This is a genomic window from Desulfatibacillum aliphaticivorans DSM 15576, from assembly GCF_000429905.1.
Classification (GTDB): domain Bacteria; phylum Desulfobacterota; class Desulfobacteria; order Desulfobacterales; family Desulfatibacillaceae; genus Desulfatibacillum; species Desulfatibacillum aliphaticivorans.
On the sequence record NZ_AUCT01000012.1, the window covers coordinates 1 to 14480 of the forward strand.

A 14480-nucleotide genomic window follows, 5' to 3' on the forward strand; every position below is an offset into this window, starting at 1 on the left:
GGTTTGCTGGAATTACCGGAGTTCTTGTTGAGCTGGGCTTCCAATTTTTCAATGCGTTTGTTTTGCTGTTGAATGATTTGGCCCTGTTCCTGAACAAGCTGGGTGAGTTGGTCCACGGATTGTTGAAGCTGTTGGACGGTGCGTTCCAGATAGAGCACATACTCACGCATAGGTTGGGGAGTGAGTTGCCAGTCCAGGTCGGATATGGGGCGCTTGGGTTTCATGAAACAACCCTAGCACATAACACAGAGGACGTCTAGTAGGAATAATTCCTAAGTAGGACTTTTTTTAGCCCCCTGAACGCTTACGAAATATTGGAGGAGGGAAAATCTGACTTGGAATGGACTGGTATTGAAAGTGATGATATGTTTCAAACGGCATCTTTTTGTGGAGGATATGACGCAGATGAAAATGCCTTCTGCTTTAGCTTTTTTAGTAAAAGCGGAAAGGAGTATTGGTTTCAATTAACTATTAAGGAAATAACAGACATATCAAATAGAAAGGTGGAGACGATTGAAGTTAGAGCAGCGGATTATTAAGAAGGATATAACTGAAAACGGGTAGCCCTGGCACAGTAGTATCGCGCCAGGGTTTGACGAACATGTTTTTTCACGGCAAACCTCCCATTATTGTTGGAGAAACGCCATGTCCCCTACAAAATCTCGAAGAAGGATTCACGACGAAAAGCTATACGGCCACTTCATCTCCTTTTCCTGTTACCGAAGAAGCCTGTTTTTGCGGGATAAAGGGGCGCGGGGAATCGTGATATATTATTTGGCGGAGCAGTTGAAAAACCAAAAGGGCGAGTGCATGGGATTCGTCGTCATGCTCGACCATGTGCACGCTTTGGTACGGTTTAAAGAACCAGGACAACTAAGCACCTTTATGAGCCAATGGAAACGCAGGTCATCCATGGGGTTAAAAAAACTCTTTAGGGAAACTTTCACGGAAAACGATTTGCGCATAGACCTGAACAAACCCATGTGGCAGCCCAGATACCACTCGTTTGAGATTTATTCCAAATCCAAGGCTATAGAAAAGATTAAGTATATGCACCGAAATCCGGTGAAGGCGGGGTTGGTCAAAAGGTCGGAGGATTGGCTTCATAGTTCCGCTCGGTGGTACACTGATAAAAAACCAGTGGGAGTCTCACTGACAAAGGCTTTCTAAAAACACCATGTGCTCACGCACCCGGGCGGGATACTGCTCTGCCCGGGATACCCTACCAAAAACGCCTTCAATTATGGAGGAAATCCTGGCAGCTACTTCGTCTTACATTTGCGATGCAATCCGGCTTGCCGCGGTGAGGGTCATGGGTAGCCCTGGCACAGTAGTATCGTGCCAGGGTCCGAAGGACATGTTTTTAATATAAATCACTTACATCTGATTGGAGAGGCGCCATGGCCCCCACTGAATCTCGAAGATGGATTCATGATAAACATTCTTCTCGCTGATACAATCGGAAACCACAGTTGTCGAAGTTTTTCTAAAAACACCATGTGCTGGCGCACCCGGGCAGGATACTGCTCTGCCCGGGCTACCCAATCAATTCCAAAATATTGGATTTTCGTGGGATATTTTTCTCCCCGAACATTTTACCCTGAACATCCCGAGGCCGTGACCACCTCCCGGATTTTTTTGTCGTCCAGCATCCGGTTTTCCGGGGTGAGGCCGCATTGCTCCAGGGCGCCGACAATGCCGCCTGATGCGTTGAACTCGTTGTATACGGCGAAATTGCTTCTGCCGCCAAAGCAGAGCTCGGCCAGGGTGGTCAGATAGCCGGGGATGGTCTTGGGCTGGGGCGCGGAATGGTCGGAAATGATCAACTGTTTGGCGACCCGGGTCATGGACCGGATAGTCGCCAGCCTGTCCTGCGCGGGCATTTCGTGCAGAGCCAGGGAGATAACGGCGTAATCGTATGTATGATCCACGGCGTCTTCCAGGCGGGTGGCATCGCCGTGGACGAACTCCACGTTAGAGGCCTTGCTTCCTTTTTTCAGGAATTCCCCGAATCGAAGCATCCGGGCGGACATATCCACGCCGGTTATTTTTTCGCATTTCGGCGCCAGGTCCAAGGCCAGCCTGCCTGTGCCGCAGCAGACGTCCAGAACCGTGCATCCTTCCGGTATTAAAGCAGATATCATGCTTCTGTGACCGCCTTCCAGCGGATCGTAAAAAACTCCGTACAAAATCCCGTAAAACCACTGGGACCTATCCACCTGGTCCATTTCCCCCTCCTTGCAAACGGACTTCCGGACGACTCCGGTTTCGTCATTGAGAGCCGGGGCGGGCAAGGCCGCCGGCCCCGGCTGGTTTTGATTTTCGGGCGGCTAAAACGCCCTGCAGCTTGCTCTGATGAGCGTCATTTCTCGTACTTGAACGAAACGCTTACCTTGGCTCTGTAAGCCGTTACTTTGCCATCTTCAATTTTCAAGTCAAGCTCTTTTACTTCGGCCACCCGAAGATCTTTGAGGGATTGAGATGCGGTTTCCACGGCGAGTTTGGCCGCGTCCTCCCAGGAAGTGGGGCTGCTGCCAACCAGTTCTATGATTTTGTAAACGCTCATGCCGGTCCTCCTCTTGTTGGGGTGAACAAAAGAAAACACACGTCCATGGCCGCCAAAGCGGCTTTCCGGAAATAGGCCCATTAGGGCGAAAACTTGATTTTACGGCATGATGCGCCTGAGGAACACGGCAAGGAATGCAGGAAGCGACGGGCGCGCTTGCCAAAAGGAGGCGGAGTCCGAACAAAAGGCGAATGTTTGGGTGTTCCAGTTAACAAATTTACGGGCGAGGCTTTGGTCCTGTCAAGAAAATGTTCCCGAGGACGCAGTGTGGGCGCCAGGGCGGCGTCATAGGATCGTTCCTTGATCTCAGGTGATCTGAACCTTGTTACGGCCCTGGTTTTTAGCCCGATACAGCATTTGATCCGAACGGACAATCATTTCGTCAAGCGTCTTGAGCAAGGTGCTGCACACGCCTATGCTTGCAGTTACCCTTATGTCGGCGCCTTGCACCTGAATCACGGAGTCTTGAATGGTTTGGCGGACGCGTTCAAACAACTTGAGGCTGTCCGCCGGAGTTATATTCGGGGTCAGAATGCAGAACTCCTCGCCGCCGAACCGGGACACAATGTCAGTTTCGCGGCAGGCGTTTACAAGAATATTTGAGACGGACTGGATGACCAGGTCTCCCACGTCATGACCGTGGGTGTCGTTAACCCGCTTAAAATAATCTATATCAACCGTGGCGACGGCGATTTTGGTTTTTTCCCGCAATGCGGAAGCATGAATTTTTTTTCCCAGGTCGAAAAAATATCGTCTGTTATACAATCCGGTGAGAAAATCCTTGGAGGAAAGATCTTTGACTTCCTGAATATAATCCAGCAAATCCAGGTTTTGAGTTACGCGGCAATAAAATTCCTCCGCCAGAAATGGTTTGTTCAAAAAGTCCGAGGCGCCGCTTTTTATGAACTGAGCGGAAACGACTCCGTCTTCATCGCTGGAAATGCCGATAATGGCCATGTCAATAATATCACCGTTTTGAGCGTCAGGTAGCACGAAATCAAGAATCCCAATGGCAAAATCCTCCTCTTGCTCAGCAAAAAGAGCCTCCGTGTCTTTTAAGGACTTCGTCCAATGGACGGCGCATTCAAATTTCGATTCAATTTTTTCCTTCACAGACGATCCAAAAAGGGTGCTGTCTTCCACCAACAGGATTCTTTTCATTCCCCAAACTCCCATATTCCGAGCAAAACCACAGACGCTCCAAAGTATCACTGCAAAAACAACAAACAATAACCATCTGATAAAAAGATAAATATTTATCAAACCAACGTCCGGACATCCCCAATAGCAGTATGCAATATCCATGCTATCCCAAAAATTTCAGGCCTGCAAAAACGTGATCAGACAAAGGCGAGATTGAAAAATCCTCCAAATTTCCGCTAAATGTAGCATTTGCTACATCAATTCCGGCATGATTATAGTATGGCTCTTAGACTGGTGTGCATTATTAGGAAAGGATTAGACGCATGAGTTGTTTATGCCGTGAAATGGCCGGCGATTCCATTGAACTTTCGCCTGTTTGCATCGGCCACCTCTGGGTTTTTCGGAATTTGGCCCCCAAGGACGTCAAGGCCCTGGCCGTCAACGCCATGCGGAAAAAGCTGGAAAAGGGAGATTCCCTTTTTCTTCAAGGCGACCCAACGGATGAAATGTTCCTGATCAAAGGAGGCCGGGTCAAGCTGACCAAGGTTTTGGAGGACGGGACGGAGTTGACTCTGGACATTCGGAAAGCCGGCGACTTTGTGGGCGAAAACATGTTCTCCGAAGAGGGGGAATACCCCGTAAGCGCTTATTGCCTGGAAGACACCTTTACCTGCGGATTCACCCGGGACCAGTTTGAACAACTGGTTTTGGATCACCCCCAGGTAGGCCTGCAAATCATCAAAAACCTGAGCGAACGGATTTCGCGCCTGACCAGCCGGGTGGGAAGCCTGGCCGTATCCAATATTGAGGACAGGCTGTATCGCGTACTGGCTAACGTGGCCCAGGAGCACGGCGCCAAAAGCGCCCGAGGCGTGGTGATTCAGTTCCCCCTGACGCATGAAGACCTGAGCTTTTTGACGGGCGCCCATCGGGTGAGCATCACCCGGGCCATGAAGGCCCTGAAAAGCGGGGGGAAGATCATCCATGAAGACAAGCGGATTATCCTGCCTATGCTGGAATCCGCCTGACCCTTCCACCAGGAGTCCTGGTCAGTTCAAAAATTTAGTTGAGGATGTACCTTTGGGGATTCATGGGCACGCCGTTCAGGTGCACTTCGTAATGGAGGTGGGGGCCTGTGCTGCGTCCCGTATTGCCGACTTCTCCCACAATCTCGCCCCGTTGAACCTTATCGCCCTTTTTAACGTTGAATTTGTTAAGATGGGCGTACCGGGTGGAGATGCCGTGCCCGTGATCGATTACGATCACGTTGCCGAAGCCGCTTTTTTTGCCGCAAAAAGTGACTTTGCCGTTGGCGGTGGACATGATGGGGGTTCCCGTGGATGCGCAAAGGTCCAGGCCCTTGTGGAACTCCTTAAGGCCTGTGAAAGGCGAAGTGCGATAGCCGAAGCGGGAAGAGAAATACCAGTGCTGGTCTTTCTTGACCTGAAGAGGCATGATGGAAGGCGTGCAGGCCAGCACGTCTTTTTTGTCTTCCAAATACCCGATCAAAGCGCCCAGACTGTTTTCCGTAGCCGCGGAGATGGAATTTAAATCCTTCACCTGAGCGTTCATTTCCCGGATTACATTGGAAGGCTCCGCATCTTCCAGCAAAGAGGGATCCAGTTCATCGGGAAAAGAACCGCCGATAGCCAGGAAGGAACTGGAGTCCTCCGCGTCTTCCAGATTGGCCAAAAGGCGGATTTTCTTTTCAAATTCATGCAGGCTGAGCAAAGTTTCGTTGAATTTATTGATGCGTTCGGCGGATTGGGCGAACTGAACTCTCAACCGTTCGATTTCCCGATCCTGTGCGGTGATGGTGTTTTTAAGTTCCAGGGAGTTGTCTTGGGAAAGTCTGAGCTTGTAATTGTCCACGCCGAGATATACGCCTGCGCCGATAACGCCTGTTATCAGCACGACAAAAACCCAAACCATCCACTTGGAAAGCGTAAACTGTTTGGGGGCAGACCCATCCTGGGGAAGAAGGCATACAGTGTATTTACTTGATTTTGCAGCCATTAATCCTTTTCCACTTTAGCGTTACCGGAATAACTACACGGCCATCGGGGAATGTTATACACCAATGTCAATCTTTGTCAAGACTTTGTAAGTGTTTCAACTCGTTATATGTTATATTCTCGGAAAACCCCTGTGGAAACACAGGGGACGACAGACATCAAATTTGATCGCCGGAAGACCGCCCAATCGATATGCTCTTTTAAACCCTTTGAGTTTTATTTGTCAAATTGATATATGGCTGACCATGAAAAAGAGCATCGATTACAGCTTATATTTGGTGACGGATCGGCCTTTGTCTCTGGGCAGGAGCCTCATGGAAGTCATGGAAAAGGCCGCGAATGGCGGAACGACGGTGGTGCAGCTTCGCGAAAAGGAATGCGATTCCAGGACCTTTGTGGAACTGGCCAGGGCCGCCAAAAAACTTCTGGACGCCAAAGGGGTTCCGCTCATCATCAACGACCGGGCGGACATAGCTCTGGCGGTGGGCGCCGCCGGCCTTCACATCGGCCAGACGGACATGCCTTACCAAGACGCCCGGCGCATTATGGGGCCGGATGCGATTGTTGGATTGTCCGTGGAAAACAGGGACCAGGTGAAGGAGGCCGCCTCCCTGGACGCCGACTATCTGGGCGTAGGGCCGATTTTCGCCACCCAGACCAAGCCGGACGCCGCGCCGGCCATCGGCCTGGGGGGATTGGCCGAAATTCGCACCATCACCAAAACGCCTTTAATAGCCATCGGCTCCGTCAACCTGTCCAACGCCGCGGAAGTGATCAGGGCGGGCGCCGACGGTTTGGCGGTGGTTTCGGCCATTTGCTCCCAGCCGGACATTGAGCAGGCGTCCCGAAACCTTGCGGCGGCGATCCAAAAAGCCAGACAGTAAAATATTTCGATTGCCGCAGCCTGTTGGATCTTTTAAGCAACCTCCCCATCAACCCAGAGCCTGGACATGAAAGAACTCAAGCCTCGAAACGCTTTTCACGCCGTACTGCTTTCCGCGCACATCCCCGGATTAGGGCAGATGTACAACGGAGAGTTGTTGTTCGGCGCTTTGCTGGTCGTCTGCTTTTCTTTTGGGCTGGCAGGGCTTTACGGCTTAGGCGTTCTTCACGGCTTAAGCGGCGTGATCTGGAGTTTTGTTCTTAGTACCGTCTTTTACATTTATCAAATAGTTGACGCCTGGCTGGGAGCTCGAAAACGGTTTGAGTACTACCCTAAAAAATACAACCACTGGATTTACTACACTATATACAGCCTGGGGTTTCTGGCGCTTTGCACTCTCTTGCTCCTGCCGGTCATATTTTTTACAACATCCTTGAATCTCTATAAAATCCCCTCCAGATCCATGTCCCCTGCCCTGACCGGGGGGGACGTCATCCTGGTGGACGAGCATGCTTATGACAAATTTCCGCCCCTGAGGTGGGACTGCGTGGTGTTCAACAACCCCAAAAAGCCGGGCCGGGTTATGGTCAAGCGGGTTGCGGGGCTGCCGGGGGAGGAGTTGGAAATCCGGTTTCGAAACCTGTTCATTGACGGAAAACAGACGCCGGATATTTTCGGAAACTATACCGAACCCATGCCCACTGACAAAAAGGGCCTGAAAAAGGAAAACTTCGGCCCCCTGAACATCCCTTACGGAAAGTACTTTGTCATGGGCGACAACCGCAGTCACAGCCGGGACAGCCGCCATTTCGGATTGGTGGACGAAAGCGACATAATCGGCAAGCCCATCCTGGTTGTTTATTCATGGGATATGAGTCGGGTGATGATTCCCATTGAATGAAGAGGAGGTCTACTCGTTCCGAAAGCGTTCGATTCTGTCCCTGCCTTTATTTCTCGCCTCCGGCGGCAAAACTCATAACTGCAAAACTGTGCGCCTCCGGCGGAATTTATTTATGCCTCCGGCGGCAAACTTTTGAAAAAGTTTGATCAAAACCTTAAATGGCGCTCCGCGCAAAGGATATGAAATAAAGGCAAAAATAATTTTGTAGGGACAGCCCCCTGCGCCTGCCCTTGTTTTACAAATCCCGGATGGGCAAAGGGCCTTCGATCTCCACGGGAAAACGGGTGATTCGCCCTTCGTGATCCGGAGCGAGCCAAGCCAAAACCCTTTATATGACCTAATTTTCAATAATTTCAAACGTTAATCCGAATAACCCCCTTCAGACATCACTCTCCCTTAAACCGCGGCTTGCGCTTTTCCATAAAGGCCTGCATGGCCTCTTCAAAATCCTTGGACATCATGGTCAGGACGAACTGGTCCGCGTCCATGTGGGAAACGGAGCGATCCAAAGCGCGGGAGACGGCATTGACCGTCTGCTTTGTCATGGCAGAAGGCACCGGAGGCAGGGCAAGAGCCTTGTCCGCCAGAATCCGGGCGTGTTGCATGGACCCGCCGTCAGGGCAAATCCGCTGGGCGAAGCCCCATTCGTAGGCGTTCAGGGAATTGATCCGCTCGCCGAACAGCACGATTTCCTTGGTGCGGGCGGGTCCTACAAGATGCACCAGACGCGGTATGGTGGCCCAACTCATGTTCATGGCCAAGCCGATTTCGGGAACCCGGATATACGAGGACTTGGCCATAACCCGGAAATCCAGGGAGCTGGCGAGAGACACCCCTCCCCCCACGCAAAAGCCTTCCATGGCCGCGATGGTGATCTGGTCCAGATCCTCCCAGGCCTGGCACATGCGGGGGCCGTATTCCATGAGCTTCCGTTTTTGGGAAAGAGGCGCATCAAAGACGGCCATGAGGCCGGGATCGGACAAATCCATGCCCGCGGAAAAAAACTGATCCCCTCCGGTGACGATGATCGCGTTGATGTCCGTCCGGACTTCAAAGCTCCGGGCCAGTTCGTACATTTCCCGGAGTACGTCCAGGGTCATGGCGTTTTTATGGTCGGGCCGATTGAACGAAACAACGGCCAAAGGGCCTTCTTCCTGCACTATAACGGTTTTAGGGGACATAAAAACTCTCCAAAAAGGTTATTTTTAAACAAATACTGAAAAAACGCCTCCGGCGGCAAAACTTACAACTGCCAAACTACGCGCCTCCGGCGGCAAACTTTTGAAAAAATTTGATCAAAACTTTACAATGGCGCTCCGCGCGAGGACGGAAAAATATCGAATCGTGAAAAACCGGATATAAAAACGGGCCGCCCATGGAATTGGGAAGCCCGTTGGATCGTACTGTTATATCTATTATGACTACTTGATGCATACCTTGCGGACCTGGATGAGGTCCAGGTTGCCGCCCAGGATCTTCATGATGCCGTCCTGTTTCAGGGTGGTCATGCCGTCATTGATAGCCTGCCCGCGCAGGTCTTCCATTTTGGCCTGCATTTGGATAAGTTTCTTCATTTCGTCCGTGCCCAAAAGGAGTTCATGGAGACCCATACGGCCGCGGTACCCGGTGTTATGGCAGCGGTCGCAGCCCTTGACCTTGTTGATTTTGATTTCGTCGCTGTATTTGAGATCCGGATTTTTCGTGTAGAAGTACTCCGTATCCCCATCGCCGTACTCCCTGACCAGTTCTTTCCATTCATCTTCCGAGGGGGTGTACTCTTCCTTGCAGTCTTTGCACAGGGTTCTGCCAAGACGTTGGGCCAGGATGCACAAAATGGCGTCGGCGAAGTTAAAGGGATCCATGCCCATGTCCAGAAGACGGGTGATGGATTCAGGCGCCGAGTTGGTATGGAGTGTGGAGAAAACCAAATGACCGGTGAGGGAAGCCTCGATGCCGATGCTGGTGGTTTCCTTGTCGCGCATTTCGCCGACCATAATCACGTCCGGGTCGGCGCGGAGAAAGGCGCGCATGGCCGCGGCGAAGTCAAAGCCGATTTTGGCTTGCACCTGAACCTGCCGGAGTCCGGCCTGGGTGATTTCGACGGGGTCCTCCGCCGTCCAGATTTTGGTTTCCGTCTTGTTGATATAGCCCAGGGCCGAGTGCAGCGTGGTCGTTTTACCCGAACCGGTAGGCCCGCAGACGAAGATGATGCCGTAAGGCTGAATGACGCAGTCCACGAAGTTCTTGTAGTTCCATTCCAAAAGCCCCAATTTGGGCAGGGGGATAGGCTCACCCGCGGCCAGGATACGCATGACCACGTCTTCCATGCCGCCCTGGGTCGGAATGGTGGCGACGCGGAGTTCGATGTCCTTGCCGCCGTACTTTTTGAATTTGATCTTGCCGTCCTGGGGTTTCCGGCGTTCGGCGATGTCCAGGTCGGACATAATTTTGATACGCGAGACCACGGCGTTCCGGTATTGGTACGGAATGGTCTGATACACCGCACAGGCGCCGTCCACCCGGATGCGGACCTTGGTATTCTGCTTGCCTGGGTACGGCTCGATATGAATATCCGACGCGTTTCTGGCGTAGGAATCCAGGATGATTTTATTGACGAGCTGGACGACCGCGCTGTCCTCCTCGCCCACACCCTGCATTTCTTCTTCCATCTCTTCTTCTTCAGCCTGGAGTTGTTCCAGGATGGAGTCGATGGAGCCAAGCTCTTTTTCTTCCGTCGTGAAGAGCTTGATAAAAGCCAGGATGTCTTCCCTGGATGCCACGTGGAAGACCAGATCCCTGCCCGGGAACAGGCCTTTGACGATGTCGATGCGCTGGATGTCCGTGGGGTTGTCGATGGCGATAATGATCTGGCCGTCTTCCTCCCTCAGGGGCACCCAGATGTTGTTTTTCATGAACGGGACTTTAAGGCCCTTAAGCAGATCTCCGGGGATGGGGGCGGTGTCTGTGAATTCCTCGTAGGGAACCTTGTAAAACTTGGAGAGGGATGTGCCCACGTCTTTTTTGGGGACTTTATACTCCCTGATGAGAAGGGCTTCCACAGGCTCTTTGTTGCTCCTGGCCTGTGCGATGGCCTTTTCCAGCTCCTTGGAGGTGATGATGCTGTTGTTCAGCAGATAGTCGAATTTGGTGGGACGCGCCTTGACCATGCGCCGTTGGTTATAAAGGGCGATGCCCAGGGTCTTGGCCAGGGAGGCGGCGTCCTGCTCGTCGTGCGGACTGAAAGGATTTCCGTCCTGGCGATTGATGAGCTGTATGGCGCCCAGCAAAAAGGATTTGAACGTGATGGGAACGGCCAAAACCTGTTTGGTCGTGAACTTGGTCTTTTTGTCCCAACGCGAGTCAAAACGCAAAGCCGGGTCAATGGATTTTAGTTCGGCTTCGTCATAAACGTCCTTGACATTGACCACCTTCTGCTTGCTGGCCGCGTACCCTGCGATGCTCATGTTTGCAATGGGCACACGGATTTCACCGATATCGGTCCCCGACTTGTACCTGGACACCAGTTCCCTGCGCACCCCGTCCACCACGTATATGGTGACCCGGTCCACCTCGAAAATGCTGGTGATGTCGTTTTTCAGGTCAATGAGGATTTCGTCCAGATTTTTAGCCGAGTGGATTTTGTTGGTCACTTCCTGGAGCTTGCCCCCGACTTCGGGAGCGGCTTTCAGCGCGGTGACCTCTTGTCCGTTGGTAGGCTTTTTGGTGATTTCTACGACAGCCATAGCTCTTCCGGTAATCCGACCCTGCAATCAGGTCTGTAAAGGGTGAGTATGTTCAGTTTGAGGTTTAATGGCATCGTTACGGCCATGCAACTAGGTTTGGTCTCCGTTGGAGTCGTTATCATCGCCGGAATAATAATGGGCGTAAATCTTCTTTACGCCGCCTCCCAGCAGGATAACCCCAACCAAGTACATGCAAAAACTAATAAAGGCTTCGCCGGAAGCCATATTCATTTTTTTTACCAGTTCAGGCACAACCTGAGGCACCCTGATAAAGACCGCAATACCCATGAGCGCCAGGGTGACGCCCCAGACCAACTGGGCCGAGGAACCGGGTGTATTCGACAAATTTCCAATCTCCGCAAGATGTTGTGTACTGCAATCAGCCGATCTTTGGTTGGCGTAATCCAAAATAATTGATTATTTATCATTACATGAATTGAAAACGAGTGTCAATGTATTATGGTTTAGTGGTATGAAAGACGAAAAATAGGTTGCCCTTGGTCTACGGCTTTGCTACGTTCGCCCTTTCCTAAACCAGACACGGTCTGCCCGCGCGGAGGTCATCATATGCGGATATTGAATAAAATTATGGCTTTTTTCAGACGCTGGATGGATAGATTTCTCCAAGGCACATACGACCATTTTTGGTGCCATCTGCCCGAAAAAAGAGGCTGGCTGACCCGACTCATGCTCCGGCTCTTTTATACCGGGATCACAGTCAATGAAGACGACCTGGAATCCCTCCGGCAAATGCAAAAGGACGGCATCGTGGTCTTCGCCACCAAATACCGCAGCCTGTTTGAAACCCTGTACTTTCACAACCGATACTCCGACCTGAAAGCGCCCTTTCCGGAAATCGCCTTTGACAGGCGCTTTATCCTGGGGCAGCCCATCCTCCGCATTTTCCGCATTATCCTGGGCCATATAGACCACATGCTCCGTTTCCGGGCCATCCATAATCCCTATAAAAGCCACTATTTTCGCCGGCAGTTATGCGCCGGCAAAAGCGCCTTGGTCAGCATGGTGAGTGAAAAGGGTTTTTATAAGCGTTATGTCAAGCAAGGCCCCGACCCGCTGACCTATCTTCTCCGCATGCAAATGGATCTGGAGAGGCCCATTTATATAGCCCCCCATCTGTTTTTGTACGGCACCAAACCTCAAAAAACCAAACACGGCGTGCTTGGCGCAGGATTCGGCACGGAAGAAAAGCCCGGCCGCTTCAAGCGGATATCCACCTTATTCCGCACCCCGGACAAACTTCTGGTGGAAATGTCCGAACCCATCAACCTAAAAAAATTCATTGAAAAGCCCAAGCATAAAAACAGGACCATCGAATACCTGTCCTACGCTTTGCGCCAGAAGATCATTGAAAGAATCAACCAGCACAGGCGCTCGGTCCTGGGTCCGGTCCTCAAAACCCCGTTGGAACTGAAGGAAACCGTGCTTCGCAACGAGGAGTTCCGGCGTTACCTCCAGGAACGCGCCATCTCCCAAGGCAAGCAGGTTCAGGACTTCCACAAGGAAGTGGACAAGTACCTGACTGAAATTGCAGCAAAATATAATACCAACTACATCAATTTTCTAAAGATGTGCGTGCGCTGGCTAACGGACAATATGTTTGACGGCGTGGACCTGGACAACGAAAGCCTCAGGAAGTTCAGAAAGGCCAGCCAAAAAGGCCCGGTGGTGCTTGTGCCCTGCCACAAGAGCCATATCGATTACCTGATACTGTCCTACCTGCTTTTCGTCAACAACCTGCCCTGCCCTTTGATCGCTGCCGGTAAGAACCTGTCCTTCTTCCCCATGGGAACGATCTTCAGGAATTGCGGCGCCTTTTTCATCCGGCGCACATTCAAGGGCGCGGCCTTGTACTCCCGGGTGTTTGCGGAATACATCCACCGGCTTTTGGAAGAAGGCTTCAACATCGAGTTCTTTCTGGAAGGCGGACGCAGCCGCACGGGCAAGCTGGTGCTGCCCAAGTTCGGGCTGCTTTCCATCCTTCTTGCCGCGTACCGTAACGGGGCATGCAAAAATCTGTATTTTATGCCGATTTACATCGGCTACGACCGGGTGATCGAAGAAGGCGAATATCTCCACGAAGTGGAAGGCGGACAAAAAAAAGCCGAAAGCCTGAGCGGGCTGGTCAAGGCCAGAAAGGTCCTGAAACGGCGCTACGGCAGCATTTTCGTGCGTTTCGACGAACCCATCCATATCCAGGCGGTGCTTTCCCAGTTCGATAAACCCTTTGAAAAAATGGACAACGCCGAACAAGGCGTGGTCTGCAGGAACCTGGGCCACCGCATCATCATGGCAATCAACCGCCAGACCGTGGTCACGCCCCAATCCCTGGTCGCCGCAGCCGTGCTAACCGATTTTCCCGAAGGCTTTACGGAAGCGGAACTGTTTGAGCGGGTCGGCTTTTTAATCTCATTCTTGAAAAACCAGGAAGCTGAATTGTCATCCACGTTGGAGGAACCTAAATACGCAGTGAAATCCGCCTTGGAATCCTTTGTGAACGACAAGTTCATCAAAGTCATTGAAGAAGAAGACGACAAGGACAATAACGAGGAAGAAAAACGGGAAGAAGATTCCGAACCGCAGGAAACCCGCTACAAGGTTGTGGACAAACGCCGTATAAACCTTGAATATTACAAAAACAACTGCATCAGCTTCTTTATCCCGGCGGCCCTGGCCTCCTTGTGCGTGCTTGCCGACGAGGATGACACCTTCACCCTTTCTCAGATTGTGGAGCCTTACGAAGAACTGCAAACCCTGTTTAAAAACGAGTTCCATTACGACCTGGACACGACTCTGGATCAGCAACTCCGCAAAATCCTGAAAAACGCCATTGACCAGCATTACGTCATCCCCCACCCCACCTTGCCGGAAACCTATACGGTCACCGAAGAAGGCAGGAAAATGCTGGGGATCTACGCTTCCTTCCTGAAAAACTTTTTCGAGTCCTACCTGCTGGTGCTTAAGGTTATGTCCCTGCAGCCATCCAAGGCCTTGGACAAGAAAGACAGGATGAAAAAGTTTTCGGCCATGGGATTCAGCCAATACAAGAAAGGCGAGCTATCCTGTATGGAGGCCATCTCGAAGATCACCTTTGAAAACGCCTATTCCTTCTTCACGGCCCAGGGAATCAAGGACAAGGAAGACGTGGAAAAAATAGAGGAATACAACCGGAAGCTGAATCGCTATCTTTCATTTCTTCCCTAACGAGGTC

The 14480-nt window shown here is 51.5% G+C and carries 13 protein-coding genes and 1 pseudogene; 6 read left to right on the top strand and 8 right to left on the bottom strand.

The features are described 5' to 3' along the window. A pseudogene (locus G491_RS35470) lies at nucleotides 1-224 on the bottom strand (DUF6444 domain-containing protein); the annotation flags it as partial. A 111-nt stretch (nucleotides 225-335) separates the two neighbouring features. Between G491_RS35470 and G491_RS30690 the strand changes: the two are divergent. Then, nucleotides 336-539, top strand: coding sequence for a hypothetical protein (locus tag G491_RS30690; protein ID WP_051327232.1), 204 nt, complete (start codon nucleotides 336-338; stop codon nucleotides 537-539). Nucleotides 540-645: 106 nt separating this feature from the next. Continuing rightward, on the top strand, nucleotides 646-1170 hold the full coding sequence (locus G491_RS0112910; protein ID WP_028314896.1) for an REP-associated tyrosine transposase: 525 nt from the start codon (nucleotides 646-648) through the stop codon (nucleotides 1168-1170). A gap of 425 nt (nucleotides 1171-1595) precedes the next feature. On the opposite strand, the gene G491_RS0112915 is transcribed toward G491_RS0112910, so the two are convergent. From G491_RS0112915 to G491_RS30695, 3 genes are all read right to left on the bottom strand, one after another. Further along, complete coding sequence (locus tag G491_RS0112915) at nucleotides 1596-2228, bottom strand: class I SAM-dependent methyltransferase (RefSeq protein ID WP_028314897.1); 633 nt, start codon at nucleotides 2226-2228, stop codon at nucleotides 1596-1598. Nucleotides 2229-2362: 134 nt separating this feature from the next. After that, nucleotides 2363-2566, bottom strand: a complete 204-nt coding sequence (locus G491_RS0112920; RefSeq protein ID WP_028314898.1) for a dodecin family protein — start codon at nucleotides 2564-2566, stop codon at nucleotides 2363-2365. A 306-nt stretch (nucleotides 2567-2872) separates the two neighbouring features. Continuing rightward, nucleotides 2873-3727: a 2-C-methyl-D-erythritol 2,4-cyclodiphosphate synthase gene (locus tag G491_RS30695; protein ID WP_051327233.1), complete on the bottom strand. Its 855-nt coding sequence runs from the start codon at nucleotides 3725-3727 to the stop codon at nucleotides 2873-2875. Nucleotides 3728-4032: 305 nt separating this feature from the next. Here G491_RS30695 and G491_RS0112930 point away from each other — a divergent pair, with 305 nt between their 5' ends. Further along, on the top strand, nucleotides 4033-4737 hold the full coding sequence (locus tag G491_RS0112930) for a Crp/Fnr family transcriptional regulator (RefSeq protein ID WP_028314899.1): 705 nt from the start codon (nucleotides 4033-4035) through the stop codon (nucleotides 4735-4737). A 34-nt stretch (nucleotides 4738-4771) separates the two neighbouring features. Here G491_RS0112930 and G491_RS0112935 read toward each other — a convergent pair whose 3' ends face one another. After that, entirely contained in the window at nucleotides 4772-5725 is a 954-nt protein-coding gene (locus tag G491_RS0112935; protein WP_051327234.1) for a M23 family metallopeptidase, read from the bottom strand. Between the two features lie 244 nt (nucleotides 5726-5969). Here G491_RS0112935 and thiE point away from each other — a divergent pair, with 244 nt between their 5' ends. Further along, nucleotides 5970-6608, top strand: coding sequence for a thiamine phosphate synthase (gene thiE / locus G491_RS0112940; RefSeq protein ID WP_028314901.1), 639 nt, complete (start codon nucleotides 5970-5972; stop codon nucleotides 6606-6608). Nucleotides 6609-6674: 66 nt separating this feature from the next. Further along, nucleotides 6675-7508 carry a signal peptidase I gene (gene lepB / locus G491_RS0112945; protein WP_028314902.1) on the top strand — a complete coding sequence of 278 codons (834 nt, stop codon included), beginning with the start codon at nucleotides 6675-6677 and terminating at the stop codon, nucleotides 7506-7508. 386 nt (nucleotides 7509-7894) lie between these two features. Here the strand turns inward: lepB and G491_RS0112950 are convergent, their stop codons facing one another. The 3 genes from G491_RS0112950 to G491_RS0112965 form a co-directional block, all read right to left on the bottom strand. Then, nucleotides 7895-8689: an enoyl-CoA hydratase/isomerase family protein gene (locus G491_RS0112950; RefSeq protein ID WP_028314903.1), complete on the bottom strand. Its 795-nt coding sequence runs from the start codon at nucleotides 8687-8689 to the stop codon at nucleotides 7895-7897. Between the two features lie 240 nt (nucleotides 8690-8929). Continuing rightward, a complete protein-coding gene (locus G491_RS0112960; protein ID WP_012610098.1) occupies nucleotides 8930-11251 on the bottom strand; it encodes a GspE/PulE family protein in 2322 nt (773 codons plus the stop codon). 90 nt (nucleotides 11252-11341) lie between these two features. Next, a complete protein-coding gene (locus tag G491_RS0112965; protein WP_012610099.1) occupies nucleotides 11342-11596 on the bottom strand; it encodes a hypothetical protein in 255 nt (84 codons plus the stop codon). Between the two features lie 222 nt (nucleotides 11597-11818). Between G491_RS0112965 and G491_RS0112970 the strand changes: the two genes are divergently transcribed. Continuing rightward, nucleotides 11819-14473: a 1-acyl-sn-glycerol-3-phosphate acyltransferase gene (locus tag G491_RS0112970; protein ID WP_028314905.1), complete on the top strand. Its 2655-nt coding sequence runs from the start codon at nucleotides 11819-11821 to the stop codon at nucleotides 14471-14473. Nucleotides 14474-14480 lie beyond the last annotated feature (7 nt).